The sequence below is a fragment of the Pseudoalteromonas sp. M8 genome (assembly GCF_018141365.1).
Lineage (GTDB): Bacteria > Pseudomonadota > Gammaproteobacteria > Enterobacterales > Alteromonadaceae > Pseudoalteromonas.
In genome coordinates this window covers 878,876-892,979 of the sequence record NZ_CP047239.1, presented here as the reverse complement: position 1 = coordinate 892,979, position 14,104 = coordinate 878,876, and the positions used below count along the sequence as shown (strand labels likewise).

The 14,104-nt window shown below is 42.7% G+C and carries 10 protein-coding genes and 1 pseudogene; 3 read left to right on the top strand and 8 right to left on the bottom strand.

Annotation, left to right across the window (positions count from 1 at the left end; genetic code table 11):
* Positions 1-17 precede the first annotated feature (17 nt).
* The 7 genes from GSF13_RS03565 to GSF13_RS03535 all read right to left on the bottom strand — a co-directional run bounded on the left by GSF13_RS03565 (position 18) and on the right by GSF13_RS03535 (position 9,683).
* Positions 18-1,226 (bottom strand): MFS transporter, encoded by a 1,209-nt coding sequence (locus tag GSF13_RS03565; RefSeq protein WP_211865198.1) that lies wholly within the window; start codon positions 1,224-1,226, stop codon positions 18-20.
* A gap of 472 nt (positions 1,227-1,698) precedes the next feature.
* Positions 1,699-3,732 carry a S9 family peptidase gene (locus GSF13_RS03560; protein ID WP_211865196.1) on the bottom strand — a complete coding sequence of 678 codons (2,034 nt, stop codon included), beginning with the start codon at positions 3,730-3,732 and terminating at the stop codon, positions 1,699-1,701.
* A gap of 352 nt (positions 3,733-4,084) precedes the next feature.
* Positions 4,085-5,074 carry a sensor domain-containing diguanylate cyclase gene (locus GSF13_RS03555; protein WP_174169560.1) on the bottom strand — a complete coding sequence of 330 codons (990 nt, stop codon included), beginning with the start codon at positions 5,072-5,074 and terminating at the stop codon, positions 4,085-4,087.
* Positions 5,075-5,102: 28 nt separating this feature from the next.
* Positions 5,103-6,188: a 5-methyltetrahydropteroyltriglutamate--homocysteine methyltransferase gene (locus tag GSF13_RS03550; RefSeq protein ID WP_211865194.1), complete on the bottom strand. Its 1,086-nt coding sequence runs from the start codon at positions 6,186-6,188 to the stop codon at positions 5,103-5,105.
* A gap of 526 nt (positions 6,189-6,714) precedes the next feature.
* Positions 6,715-7,338 carry a hypothetical protein gene (locus GSF13_RS03545; protein WP_211865192.1) on the bottom strand — a complete coding sequence of 208 codons (624 nt, stop codon included), beginning with the start codon at positions 7,336-7,338 and terminating at the stop codon, positions 6,715-6,717.
* 298 nt (positions 7,339-7,636) lie between these two features.
* Positions 7,637-8,677 (bottom strand): methionine synthase, encoded by a 1,041-nt coding sequence (locus GSF13_RS03540; RefSeq protein ID WP_010370114.1) that lies wholly within the window; start codon positions 8,675-8,677, stop codon positions 7,637-7,639.
* A gap of 28 nt (positions 8,678-8,705) precedes the next feature.
* Entirely contained in the window at positions 8,706-9,683 is a 978-nt protein-coding gene (locus GSF13_RS03535; protein ID WP_211865190.1) for a DUF1852 domain-containing protein, read from the bottom strand.
* Positions 9,684-10,147: 464 nt separating this feature from the next.
* On the opposite strand from GSF13_RS03535, the gene GSF13_RS03530 reads away from it, so the two are divergent.
* Positions 10,148-10,957 carry a sulfite exporter TauE/SafE family protein gene (locus GSF13_RS03530; RefSeq protein ID WP_211865188.1) on the top strand — a complete coding sequence of 270 codons (810 nt, stop codon included), beginning with the start codon at positions 10,148-10,150 and terminating at the stop codon, positions 10,955-10,957.
* A gap of 55 nt (positions 10,958-11,012) precedes the next feature.
* On the opposite strand, the gene GSF13_RS03525 is transcribed toward GSF13_RS03530, so the two are convergent.
* On the bottom strand, positions 11,013-12,038 hold the full coding sequence (locus GSF13_RS03525) for a linear amide C-N hydrolase (protein WP_249122625.1): 1,026 nt from the start codon (positions 12,036-12,038) through the stop codon (positions 11,013-11,015).
* A gap of 314 nt (positions 12,039-12,352) precedes the next feature.
* Here GSF13_RS03525 and GSF13_RS03520 point away from each other — a divergent pair, with 314 nt between their 5' ends.
* Entirely contained in the window at positions 12,353-12,838 is a 486-nt protein-coding gene (locus tag GSF13_RS03520; RefSeq protein ID WP_010603786.1) for a GNAT family N-acetyltransferase, read from the top strand.
* Positions 12,839-13,013: 175 nt separating this feature from the next.
* A pseudogene (locus GSF13_RS03515) lies at positions 13,014-14,005 on the top strand (LLM class flavin-dependent oxidoreductase).
* The last annotated feature ends 99 nt before the right edge of the window (positions 14,006-14,104 follow it).

Sequence of the window (14,104 nt, the reverse complement as noted above, 5' to 3'; positions counted from 1 at the left end):
GTCGTGGGTGTCAGCCATTATTCTACTTGGGACTGCATAGTCACATATTTATTATATGATAATTGAAGTGTTACCAAAACACCTCCAACAATAAAACATACCCAACCAAACGGTGCAAAAGTAGAGTATGAATCACTATATTGACCTGCAAAGTAACTAGCTAGCGAAGTAGCAAAGAAAAATATGGCATAGCTTGTACTTAGTAATGGCTTGAATCCATGTTTAGCAATAATTGACATAAATATTGCCGAGCAAAATACCTCCGCAATAGCTTGAAGTATCATCACAAAAATGATGAAGTCTTTTACACTTGAATTTTTTGTAATGCTGTAATTAAGTAGATGCCAACTTAATGAAAATATAATAAAACCAAGTGCGACCTTATACCAAGAGCTGACTTTAAAAAACCACCACAAAGTAAAACATACAACACAAGTAGCGATAACTGTCTTAGCATTTATCGAAAAACCCAACCCACTCATTATCTGAGGAAATGCTTGATATAGATTTCCGCCACCAATTTCAAAATAAGACCAAAATAAAGTCGACAATAAGAAAATGACAATTACTAAGCCAACTCCACTAAAAAAGTTACTGCCTTGATTTTGGGTGGCTACATTTGCTTTATGGCTTTGCCGTGGCACTGCTGAACGCTGACTATACATGATGATAAATACAAGCGCGCTAACTGCCGCAGCCATTATGAAGGCTACTGACCAACTCACGTTTTCAACCAAAATACCTATTGTCATGGGCCCTATAAATGCGCCCAGATTTATCACCAGATATTGTCCTGTAAAAACGCTATCGAGTTTGCTCGGCATTTTTTTCAATTGGTGGGCTATTATTGTTGGAATGTTAGGATTGAAGAATCCAGAGCCTAACGCAATCAATCCAGCCGAATATAAAAGGTGTTGGCTCTCTACGAATCCTAAACTTAAATATCCAAAAAACATTAATAAAATGCCCAATAAGGTAGATTTAAATGCTCCCAACAAAAAATCTGATAAAAGACCTCCAATAAATGTTGCCAGATAAACGTACATAGTGAACTGACCGTAAAAATCAAGCGTCTTAGATTGGTCCCAACCAGCCCCACCATTTTGGTCCATTAAAAACAGAATAATGAAGGCTCTCACCCCATAATAAGCTAACCGTTCAAGACAACTAGCTAATAGTATCCACCCAACAGATTTACTAATTGGAGCGTTTTTTATGACTTCCACTCTTAATCCTTTTTTATATTTTTATATTTTTATATTTTTATATAAATTAAATTTATGCTAGTTGCGAGGTTTTGGGCTCATATTATTATACGTTGTAATATAATTTGCTAGCTTTCTAATTCAAATGGTTTTAAAGCTCGAACACCACCCCACCCCCAATTATCAAGCAATCTTCTACTGAATACTATTCATGAGCATGTTTGGTGTAGTTAAAACCACTCATGGTTGCGCACAGCATGGACACATCATCCTGCTGAGCGCTATGGGTATATAAAGTGATAGAAAAATAACAAAAGAAAATAACAAAGACACCCACCACATTAATTTTATGCGGAGCAAGCATACAAGATGAGACTAAGTGCTTTTATGTCTCTCTAAAATAGAGTCATTTTCAGAGTGTGAGGTCTACAGGATACATGAGTAATATGGCCTGTAGACCTCAAGCTAGATTATCGAAATAAGCAAATGACGTTTACTTCTTATATTTTTCAAACCAAGCTAGGGTATGTTCAATCTTACTGATCATCCGAGAAGGACGGCCTGCAATTCCATGTGGCGCACCTGGAATTTTGACCAGTACAGAATCAATTTTACGTAGCTTAAGTGCTTGGTAGAACTGTTCGGTTTCGGCCATTGGCGTGCGCAAGTCTTCTTCACCCGTCATTAGCATGGTTGGGGTGGTTACGTTGCCAACGAGCGAAAGCGGTGAGCGTTGCCAATAGTGTTCCATATGCTCCCATGGCATACCTGGGAATTGCGTTGGAATTTGACCAAGGCCACTGTCAGCGGTAAGCACTTTACTCAGCCAGTTGATCACAGGCTTTACGACAACAGCAGCGTTGAAACGGTTAGTTAAGCCAATTGCGTAGGCTGTTGCGATACCACCTGCAGAACCGCCAGCAATAAACAGATTATCTTTGTCGATAAAGCCTTTCTCAAGCATAGCGTCTACCCCTGAGTTATGATCGGCAAAGTCTTCTTTCGAGCTGTATTTGTACTTGAGCAACATCGCAAAGCGCTCGCCGTAAGAGCTGCTGCCTCTGTGATTGTCGTAAAATACCACATAACCTTCGGCGGCATAACGCTGTAATTCTGCTGAGAAATGGGGGCCGTAGGCTAAGTGTGGACCACCGTGAATTTCTAGTAGTAATGGATATTTTTTGTTTGGGTCAAAATTTGGTGGCGTAATATACCAGCCCTGAATTTTCTCCCCGTCGAACGACGAGCTATACGTGATCTCATGCACTTTACCAAGGGTTTTATGTGCAAGTAGGTCTTCGTTAAGGCGGGTTAATTGCGCTACTTTGCCTTTTCTTGTCGTGATTGCGATGTCAGCAGGGCGCTCACTCGAACCCTGAGTAAAGGCAATTTCTCCATCAAAGTTAGCACTAAATTCACCGCTTAGATAAGGGCGACCAAGGGTTGTGCCTGAGAGCGTATCTGTGATGTCGGTAATTTTGCCTTTTGTGGTGATGCTCGCGAGCTTTCGCTTGCCGTGGTCATCGTACGTCATCGCCAGTCTATCACTGCTAATCCAAGTTGGGTTTTGGATTGAGCGGTCGAAGTCTTTGGCAATCATGTGGGAGGTTTTGTCCTGCCAATCCATAATATTCAGCTTGCTATTACGGTAAGGGTTTAGCGCATTCGATGCACTAAGATAAGCCAGCTGTTTACCATTTTCGGAAAAACTAGGTGCGTACTCACGACCAGGAGCCGACGTAAGCTGGGTGATATTACGGTTAAAATCAACTTCGAATAAGTTGCCTTCTAGACGCTTGTATTCCCAGTCAGCAATGCGGTTTGCTGAAAATACAATGGCCTTAGCATCTGCTCGCCACGCGAGTTTCCCACTATGGTGATAATTACCAGAGGTTAATTGGCGTGGCGTGCCGCCTTCACTCGGTAACACGAAGAGCTGGCGATAGCCCGGTTTGATAAGGCCTCGGCCATCTGCTTGGTAGTAGGCTTTGTCGATAACAATGGCAGAGTCGGACCACTTCGCGCCTTTTGGTTTTTCTGGCATCTTGGCAATGACTGCTGGCTTTTCAGCAACCTTTTGGCTAAAAGCCAGCCATTTGCCATCTGGTGACCAAGTTAAGCCACTGATCCCAGATTGCAACTGTGTAAGTAGTGCCGTACGGTTTTGAGCAAGATAATGCACATGAATTTGTGTGCTGCCAGATACATTGCTCACAAAGGCGATTTTGCTACCATCCGGCGACCAGCGAGGTTGACTGTAATTGTTTTCATCAGAGAAGAGTGGTGATTGTGCGCCTGATTTCGTATCGACCAGCCACAGGTTTTGTCGCTTAGCATCTTTCATCACGTCATTATTGTTACGCACATAGACAACTTGAGTACCATCTGGGGATATTTGTGGGTCGTTTGCATATTCCAGTTCAAAAATGTCTTTAGCCTGTAATCCCACCTCAGTTTGTGCTAGTGCTGGCAATGCAGCGCAAGCCAGTAAAGTGCAAATAAGCGTCCGTTTCAATTCAAAAGGCATATCGCCACCTTCAATATAATTTTTATGTGGGCTTCATAGTTATTCAGGTGTAATTCAATGTCACCTAATACGCGATAGAATGAAATAAAAACTCGGTGTATCAAATGAAGGGGAGTGTAAGAAGGTTGTTTACGAGAGACAAAGAATAGTTCTGCTGGATACAATGCGTACCTGTGAATTATCCGTCGTTCATTAACTTGATTTTGGTATGATCTACGTGGCGCTCTGGTCATGACGCAACAATAACGTAAAACTGTCATATGAGTGACGTACCTAACATAAGGATTTTTCACGATAATATCCAAACCTCAGGTTAAATAGCGTCAATAACCGCATTAAGTCTGCATTTGCGCTATTCAGGCTCTACTCGTATGCAGTTTCTACCTGCTTTTTTCGCTTGGTATAGGGCTGAGTCAACTCGCTTTAGCATCTCAGATAGGTCTTGACCATCTTGTAAGCTGCCTACGCCAAAACTGGCTGTGATCTTGTGTGGGCAGGATAATTGAATGGCTTCAATCGCTTTACGGATCCGCTCTGCTACTTTCTGTGCATCGTTGAGATAGGTGTTGGGGCACAAGATAAGAAACTCTTCACCTCCCCAACGAGATGCGATGTCCGTTGACCTTAGACTATTTTGAATTTCCTGCGACACGAGCACCAACACTTCATCGCCGATATGGTGGCCAAACCTATCGTTCACTTGTTTAAATAGATCTAAGTCTAGAATAATCGTGCTAAGGGGAAGGCCTTTAGTTAAGCACTCTGTCGTTTCCTCGTGTAGTGCCTGATTCATTTTTCTACGATTGTATAAATTGGTTAGTTCATCCTTATTCGATAGCACTTCCAATTGTGCAGCCTTGACTTTATCTTGTGTGACATCCTGCATCAGGCCAATTGAATTAAGTGGTTGGCCAATGCCGTTTAGTAGCGTTTCACAGTGGTGTCTTACATAAAGTGTGGAGCCGTCAGCTCTAGTTACAACATGCTCAAATGTGGTGCTTCCACCGTGAACAAAAACATTGTGGAGCTGCTGTTTTATTGCTAGCTCGGCGCTTGGATCTAGTGCATTGATAAAGTCGCCCCACTGTGTAATGGCTTCGCCATCAATACCGAGCATGGCAGCAAGTTTATCGCTCATTTTAACGCTGTAGGTTAGGTGGTTAAGCCGCCACGTACCGACATTAGCAAGCTTTTGAATATCCAGCAGAGCTTTTCTGTCGTATTCGTTCTCACGTAACCTTTGTTGCAGCTTGTGGTTTTCTATTTCTAACGCCAGAACTTTATCTTCAAGTTTAGTAATTAGATCTGCGTCATCCGATTTAGATGGAAATACTTCGCTCATGCATAGTCCATTGGCTAATTCAATTTTTCTACGCACGTGTATTGAGTGCTTCTTCGGCCATTTGTGTGCCGACTAGTCGCGATTTTATTTTTTCATATACGATTTCTCTGGTTGTTGAACTATCATCAGCGAATGGCGAAAAACCGCAATCATCACAAGTGCCTAGCTGTGGAATAGGAATAAATTCACTCGCCAGTAACACGAGATCTCGTACGGATCCGGGGCTCTCAATTTCGCGACTATTCGGGTTAATCACGCCAATAAATACACGTTGGAAGGGCTTGAGGATGCTGCCTATCAGCTTCAGGGTTTTCTTGGGGTTCTCTTCACCTCTAAGTGCAACGTAGAAGCTTCCTGCATTAATGTCGAAAAGCGTAGGCAGCAGATATTTATAGTCAATGTCGGCGCTATGGGTTGCATCAATATCAGCACCCGGACAGGTATGAATACCAATTCGTTGCCGTTCGCTATCACTAAATTGGGCGAGACATTTATTGATTAACTCAACAAAGGACTTGAGGGTCTGACCTGACGGGTCTAGTTTTAAAGACAGCCTCGCTTCTGTAAAGTCAATTTGTACTTTGTGTGCACCCAGTGCTAAGCAGCGTTTTACTTCGCCAACATGCTCAGTTATCAAATCACTGATAAAACTTTCGTGATCGTAATTTTCAATCCCGTGAGATGGATAAACTAAGCTCAACATTGAAGGAGAAATAACGGCTTGTTTGACGGGCACAGTTGCGTGTTTGAGTGCGAAAGCGAGAAATTCATCCGCCGTATGTTGATAGCGAAATGGCGGTACTTTAAGGTGTGGCGCAAAGACCCGAGAGTGACCATCGTTAAAATCAACGAGCAAGCCCTGATCTGAGTAGCAAGGTGAATCGTGTAAGCAATAGTGAGCAAAACCATCAAACTTTCTTTGCTCGCCATCACTGACGATCTGACAACCAATCGCTTCGAGCTCTTTTATCACTTGTTGTGTTTCACGCTCTGCAATTTCGTTTAAAACTGCGTAACTTATCTTTCCTTGCTTATAGTCCCTGTAAGCGCTTATTAAACAGGGGTTTCGAGGAATTGATCCGATTTGTTCGCTGGGGATCTGGAACCGCGCCATCGTAGTCTACCTTCTCGAGTTGCTTATTCTAAGTAAAACGATAAAAAGCCATAAATAATCAAACAAATGTGCGCTTATAGCAATCCAGTTACTTTGTCTGCTTTACAAACGCACAAGCGCCAATGTGAGTATAGGATCAAATAGATATAATCGCCTTGATTACATGGGATTTTACCTGATGAGATAATCTTTGGTGGGTGCTTTTGAGTGAGGCAAGGAGGTGATTTGAGGCTAACTTTAAAAATAATGAGTTAGCTTCTCTTTTATCTAAATTTCAGATTGAAAACAAACTGACTTATGAGAAGGCCATTTTATCCGTACTTTTCAAGTCAAAAAAGCGTGTTAGGTGAAGGGGGAAATAGCGGATTTATTAAGTGTATGAAAGTAAATGAAAATTGATAATATTTTTAGTAGATGTTCGTAAGCAATGAGAGTATTTCTTGCCCTTTAGAGTTTCAAATGCTCTTTCTGGGTTTATATAGCACCTTTACTTCCCAGCCGTTAATTAACGGTAAGCTACTTAAGATTATCGTATTATCTCCTGAGCTTGGTCGGGTAAGAAGTCACCTACTTCCATTACGTCATTGCCCAAAAACGGACGTCTTTTTTGTAGTGTTTCAATTGCTTTAATGATTTGCCAATCTTTTGAGAGCTCCATGTATATTGCTTTTCCTTCCGTTTTAATAACAAGCTCATAATAGAGTTGAGTGGGTGCAGATTTCCCGCCATCTTCCAAAAATAAGATTAGTCTGGCTTTGGTTCTGGCTCTTTTCTCTTGTGATTCAAAACTGATTGACCTTAAAATTAAATCACTACCATAGGCTAAATAAGTTGGTTTTAAGGTGAAGCTCTCAGAATTCATTTCATTATTTATTGTTATGTGAAGTATTTCATTGCCCGTGTAGGGGATTGACCGGCTTGTATCTCCGATAGCGTATTTAGCACCATCCTCGTATTCAGCATCTATTCTTTTGTCTAGTTCTGCGTTCTGGATTATGGCACGTAATGTACTTTTTTGTACGTCATCCAGACTAAGTGCTTTTAGAGTTGTAGTTTGAACATACAAATTTCTTTCGGTATCTAAATCCTGCGTGTTACTCTGTGCGCTATGTACGCAGAGTAAAAGCAATAGGAGTGCAATAGTTTTCATACAAATGATATCCTTATTGTGTTATTAGCTTGTAGATACTAACACCTGTTTAGCAAGTATAAACCTTATTTCTTGGTTGCATTAGGCTTGATGGTTTAAATTATAAATTAGAGAATAAATTATATGGATGCTCCAATGATAACAAGAGCGAGTAGAAGTTACCTGGTGAGTTTAAGTAATAAACCGTCGTACTGAACACTGATTAAGGTTGTAAAGCCGCACCACCTATCATTCCTTGAAGGCGGCACATAATTTAGGTTTTATTTAGCAGCTAAAACTATTGTTAATTCAGTATTTATCAAGCTGATTTTTTGGCTAATAGCTCTTGGCGCACAAGTTCAGCCCCTGCGCTCAATGCAGCTAGCTTACCTCTTGCCACTTCACGAGAAAGTGGTGCCATACCGCAGTTAGTGCATGGGTAGAGTTTGTCGGCGTCAACAAACTCAAGCGCTTTGCGTAGTGTGTTGGCAACTTCTTCTGGCGTTTCGATGGTGTTGGTTGCAACATCAATCGCACCAACCATCACTTTTTTACCACGGATCAACGCTAACAAGTCGATTGGCACGTGAGAGTTATGGCACTCTAAAGAGATGATATCGATATTGGATTTTTGTAGCTTAGGAAACGCCTCTTCATATTGACGCCATTCTGATCCTAAGGTCTTTTTCCAATCGGTGTTGGCTTTAATGCCGTAGCCGTAGCAGATATGCACTGCGGTTTCGCATTTGAGTCCTTCAATGGCACGTTCAAGCGCCGCAATGCCCCAGTCGTTGACCTCATCAAAAAAAACATTAAACGCCGGTTCGTCGAATTGAATGATATCGACTCCAGCGGCTTCCAGCTCTTTGGCTTCTTGGTTAAGGATCTTAGCAAATTCCCACGCTAGCTTTTCACGGCTTTTGTAGTGGTCATCATACAGCGTATCTATCATCGTCATCGGACCTGGCAATGCCCATTTGATAGGTTTGTCTGTTTGGCTGCGTAAAAACTTGGCATCTTCAACAAAAACCGGCTTTTGGCGAGATACAGGGCCCACCACGGTTGGAACACTGGCATCATAGCGGTCGCGAATTTTTACGGTTTGACGCTTCTCAAAGTCCACACCGCTTAGGTGTTCAATAAAAGTGGTTACAAAGTGTTGACGGGTTTGTTCGCCGTCACTCACGATATCAATCCCTGCAAGTTGTTGCTCTTGCAAAGCAATACGTAGCGCATCGTTTTTGCCATCAATAAGCTCGTCGCCCTCTAGTTTCCAAGGTGACCATAGGGTTTCTGGCTGAGCAAGCCAAGCGGGCTTAGGTAGACTGCCAGCAGTAGACGTTGGTAATAGTGTTTTCATAATAAATGCTGTTCCATATTCCCGTTGATTATAAAGCGTAATTTGCAGACCACTGTTCAAGCACGGTTTGGTAAGGCTTGATAAAATGCTCTTCGGCAAATCGACCTTGTGCAATCGCCAACTGGCTGCGCTCTTCGCGGTCATAAACAATCTGTGTTAATGAATGATCTAGGTTTTTCAAGTTTGGCTGATAGCACTTGCCTGCAACCGCATTGGCGTTGTAAATCTCAGGGCGGTAGATCTTTTGGAATGTTTCCATGGTGCTGATGGTGCTGATCAACTCCAGATTGGTGTAGTCATTCAGTAAGTCACCAAAGAAGTAAAAAGCCAAAGGTGCAACGCTATTTGGTGGCATAAAGTAGCGCACCTGTAAGCCCATCTTTTTGAAATATTGCTCAGTTAATGATGACTCATTTGGCTGATATTCAAAGCCAAGCACAGGGTGCTGATTTTCAGTGCGGTGATAGGTTTTGTTATCCGATACACTTAGGCAAATCACCGGTAGCTTACTAAAGTGACTCTTGTAAGCTTCTGAATCAACGAAGTATTTAAATAGCTTACCATGTAAGTCGCCAAAGTTAGCTGGGATGCTGAATTTAGGTTGATCTTTATTATGATCAAGTAATAGCACGCTAAAGTCGTAGTCACGTACGTAAGATGAGAAATTGTTACCAACAATTCCCTCAATACGTTCATTGGTTTTGTGGTCAACAATATTAGTTTTTAACACTTCAATTGACGGGAAAGTTTGCCCACTGCCTGCAATATCCATATCAACCGAGACTATCTCAAGTTCAACAGAATAACGGTCGCCTGTTGGGTTATCCCAGTTAGCTAATGCGTTAAAGCGATTATCAATCATCTTTAGGGCATTGCGTAAGTTTTGTTGGCGGCTTTCGCCTCTTGCTAAGTTAGCAAAGTTGGTGGTGATCCGCGTGCTGTTTGACGGATGGTAATTCTCGTCAAGACGAATGCTCTTAATAGTGAAAGTAAACTCGTTATTCATGTTCTTCAGGTATCCAATTCTAATGCTAACGCGCTCGGTAATTACGTTTCACTGCGATAAACAGATATCCACGGGACGCAGTGAGAGTGCCGAACATTAAGTGATGTAAGATTTATACGTGGATCACAAGATGAAGAAAAACGGTTTTATTTCACATAAAACATGAGTCTGATTCATGAGTTACAAAAATAGATGCCGCTTATTGAGTCGCATATGCAGAAAATATGAGCAATTGTAGAATGAAACCCACTGGAAATCTGAAAGTCTAGACTGCTAAATGTCTAAGTTGCATTTGTTTCAAGTAAAACGTGAGGAATATTCAAGGCTTATCTAAGTCAAAAGCACCAATGGCAAAGCGTTATGTTGTTATACTCGCCAGCGCTTAGGTGGCAGAAAGGCTAAAAGCAACGGCCATATTGCTCACTTAGGTGATTGCGCCTCAATTAAAAGAAGAGATAAGTGGAATGAGTGAGTTGATATTGTTGTTTGTGTATTGTGCACTACTCGGTAGTGTTGTCGGCTTTTTAGCCGGGTTGTTAGGTATTGGCGGTGGGCTGGTTATTGTTCCGGTGCTTAGCAGTATTTTATTGTACTTTAACGTGTTACCAACGGAGCAAGTGGTGATAGCCGCCGTAGCGACATCGCTGGCATCCATTTTATTTACTTCTACCTCATCGGCAATCGCGCATCATAAAAATGGCAATGTACCGTGGGATGTAGCGCCGTGGATAATGACGGGCGTTGCACTAGGCGCGCTTATCAGTGGTTTTTTGGCTGCGCTGTTACCCGAAAACGCAGTGCGCATTGTATTTGCAGTAAGTGTGGTATTGATAGCAATAAAAATGTTTTATAGCAGCAAAAATGAGAGCACAACCCAAAGGCAGCTGCCAAATAAAGGCATACTTACGGTATTAACGACGATCACCGGTGGTTTATCTGCCATGATAGGCATTGGCGGTGGGGCGCTTTTGGTACCGCTGTTGACGTTTTTCTCTGTTGATATGAAAAAGGCCATAGGATGCGCTTCTGCATGTGGCATTGTTATCGCGCTCTTTGGTTCCGTTGGCTACATTAGCTCGGGCAGTGCGCACTTTGCACTTTCGGATGGTTTCGCCGGATTTGTTTATTTGCCAGCCCTGTTAGGAATTGTGTGCACGTCTTGGTTTACCGCTCCAATGGGGGCTAAAGCCACGCATCACTTGCCTGTTGCCACGATTAAAAAGGTATTTGCTGTGCTGCTGTTAGTGATGGCTGTGAATATGGCGGTGAATTAAGTACTTTTGAGCCAAAACGAACTATGGCGTGTTTGGCTCAGAAGCTCTGCTAATCTTACTTTTTGAACGGATCTTCGGTTGGTTCAAAATGCTTGTTTAACTTGCCATTTCTGGTGCTATTGATGTACTCCCCAGATGGATCTTCGCTTATCAGTGTGAAGGCACTGACTGGCGATTCAAAGTTAAAGTTTGTCAATTCCACCCAAGCAACATGAGGCGTGCGGGCATTGCAAAAGTAATAGGTTTGGCTCCTATGCGCTGCAACGGTTGTCCACAAGGTATTAGATATATTTGGGCTGGCACTGCTTGTAAAATTATAGCCAAGGGGTACTGATGCACTTGCAGCAACCGAGCGAGCCTGTGCAAGGGCATCATGCTCATCGTTTGGTAAATCTAAGTGATTAAGATAAAACGCAGCGCGCTCGAATCTATCGGTTGAGTATGGACCGCCAGGGATCGTATGGCTCGGCTGACTGTTTTTATCACTCCATTGCCACAGCCAATAATCATTAATCCTTAGCTGATCTTCATAACTTGGTTCATTGGTAACTACGCGATAGTCAGCGCTGTGATGGATCTTAAAAACCCCATTCTCAACTTCGATAATGGCTGAATCGCCACTGATATCCGACACTATTAAATGCAATGCTGCGGTTTTACCTTCGCTGTTAGGTACTTCTGCACCAACGATCTGAATTTCTTGTTTGCTGAATACGTCAACGACTTCCTTGACGAGTACAAATTTGTCTAACACATACTGCAACCATCTCAGTACGCTCAGCTGCTTTTTACTTTTGCATGCTGATTTACCGTATGTCGCGCCTGAGTCGTACAATACATTTGCGACAAGCCCCATAGAGTTCATGCCATCGGAGGCTGCCCAGCCGCTGCAATCATCTCCTACCATAGCGACCACACTACTATAGGAAGATGTCCACGTAAGTGGGTTGCGAGTTCTCTCGCTTGCTATTGCCTCTAGCTCAGAAACTGGCTCAAGCCCCGATTTTTTTAGTCCTTTTTCAAGTACAAACAAGCTGGTAGGTAATATAAACATCCAGTCCATATTTCTGGCAGTAGCCAAATATGCTCTATTCCAGTTATTAAAAGCTCTAGTACACATAACAACCTCACAAGAAAATTAAATATCCTTTTGATGAGTGATTTCTCATCAATCTACTGTTTCATACTAGGCTTTGAAAAAGGCTAAATACATTACAGAAAGTTACAGTGCATTACAGGAGTGGTAAGTCAGTAACTATTAGCGTGAAAAACTAATGATTCGACAAGTATTCGTCTCGGGTTCCCTAAAACAAAAGTGGTGTGAGGTTAGTAGAATGAGTATATTTGCAAGAATTGGGTTAATTGCTATCAGGTATGACGTTTAGAGGAAATGGGATGATAAGAGAGATAACTCGGGAAGATTTTGAGTCGTTTTGGCCAACGTTTTCAGAAGTGATCCAAGCGCAAGAAACGTATGCATTTGACTCAAATATGAGTATAGATCAGGCATTTTTACTTTGGTGTGAAACGCCGCTCAAAGCTTTTGCATATGTTGAAAATGGGCAAGTACTTGGCAGCTATTATTTGCGACAAAATGCGATGGGTCCGAGTAGCCACATATGTAACTGTGGTTACATGGTGTCGAGTTTGGCTCGTGGTAAGGGAATTGCACGGCTGATGTGCGAACATTCCCAGCAACAAGCATTAGCGCTGGGATTCGAAGCCATGCAATTTAATAGTGTGGTATCGACCAATGAACTGGCGATTAAACTATGGCAAAAGCTTGGTTTTACCATTGTGGGCACCATTCCCAAGGCATATAAACACGGGAAATTGGGTTTGGTAGATAGCTATGTTATGTATAAATGGTTGGCTGATTAAAGTGGACAGGATCTGAAAGCTTTATTATATAGCCATCAAATCACAGGTGAAACTGGCTTGTTATCGCCAAAATAGCGATAGTCGAAAATCAGCAACAATGTAGTGCGGGATTTCGGATTGAAATAGAAGTAGCAACCCTTACTCTATGGTCTAACTCAAACCGTTAAGGATTGTTATGACTTCACTTGCTAACATGCCATTTTCTTTGCTCGAATTAAGCCCGATGAAAGAGCAAGATACCGTTTCACAAACCCTCGCTAACAGCGTGGCTTATGCGCAAAAAGCGGATGAACTTGGCTTTAAACGCTTTTGGATGGCTGAGCATCATAATATGCGTGGCATCGTCTGCGCAGCAACCTCCGTATTGATAGGGCATATTGCCGGACACACTCACAATATTCGGGTAGGGGCGGGTGGCGTGATGTTGCCAAACCATCCACCGTTAGTCGTCGCTGAGCAGTTTGGCACCTTAGAAAGCCTCTATCCAGGCCGTATTGATTTGGGATTAGGGCGCGCGCCTGGCAGCGATCCTATTACCAGCCGAGCACTACGTCGCGATGACAGACGTGCGGAGCAATTTGACGATGAAGTTGCTGAATTACAAGCCTTGCTCGGTCCTTATGACGGTAGATCCTCGGTGCGTGCCATTCCGGGCGAAAACACCAAGGTACCAATCTGGTTGCTTGGTTCGAGTCTTTATAGTGCCCAGCTCGCCGCAAAGCGAGGTTTACCTTATGCATTTGCGGGTCATTTTGCGCCACGATTCGTGCATGATGCTATTGCGCTTTATCGCCGCGATTTCCAACCATCAAAGGTGTTAGATAAACCTTATGTAACGCTTGGCTTACCGGTAGTTGCAGCCGATACCGACGAACAAGCGCAGTATTTAGCTACCACGTCAAAGCAACGTATCCTAGCGTTGATGCGAGGTCAGGCATTATGGTTGAAACCCCCGTTGATTCGATGGAGGGTCTATGGAATGCCCAAGAGCAAATGCAAGTTGAAAGCTTTTTAGGCCTATCTGTGGTTGGAAGCCCCGCGACTGTCCACCATAAACTCAGCATGATTAAACGTGAGTTAGCGGTCGATGAGTTTATTTTTACCAACGATTTATACGAGCTAAGTGATAGAAAACATGCGCTTGAAATCTTGGCGAGCTTAACGTAAAAGTCTGAGTGCGAAGGCAGTACTTAAGAGAAGGTTTGCGGTACACTGCGAGTTAAAAATTTACAAGGAACGAAAGTTGAAAACGATTTGGTTGTGTAT

What these genes read in the sequence shown, in the direction of transcription:
- GSF13_RS03550 (WP_211865194.1), bottom strand. Translation starts at nt 6,188, where the DNA reads ATGGCGCGGTTCCAGATCCCCAGCGAACAAATCGGATCAATTCCTCGA.
- GSF13_RS03560 (WP_211865196.1), bottom strand. Translation starts at nt 3,732, where the DNA reads ATGCCTTTTGAATTGAAACGGACGCTTATTTGCACTTTACTGGCTTGC.
- GSF13_RS03545 (WP_211865192.1), bottom strand. Translation starts at nt 7,338, where the DNA reads ATGAAAACTATTGCACTCCTATTGCTTTTACTCTGCGTACATAGCGCA.
- GSF13_RS03530 (WP_211865188.1), top strand. Translation starts at nt 10,148, where the DNA reads ATGAGTGAGTTGATATTGTTGTTTGTGTATTGTGCACTACTCGGTAGT.
- GSF13_RS03540 (WP_010370114.1), bottom strand. Translation starts at nt 8,677, where the DNA reads ATGAAAACACTATTACCAACGTCTACTGCTGGCAGTCTACCTAAGCCC.
- GSF13_RS03555 (WP_174169560.1), bottom strand. Translation starts at nt 5,074, where the DNA reads ATGAGCGAAGTATTTCCATCTAAATCGGATGACGCAGATCTAATTACT.
- GSF13_RS03520 (WP_010603786.1), top strand. Translation starts at nt 12,353, where the DNA reads ATGATAAGAGAGATAACTCGGGAAGATTTTGAGTCGTTTTGGCCAACG.
- GSF13_RS03535 (WP_211865190.1), bottom strand. Translation starts at nt 9,683, where the DNA reads ATGAATAACGAGTTTACTTTCACTATTAAGAGCATTCGTCTTGACGAG.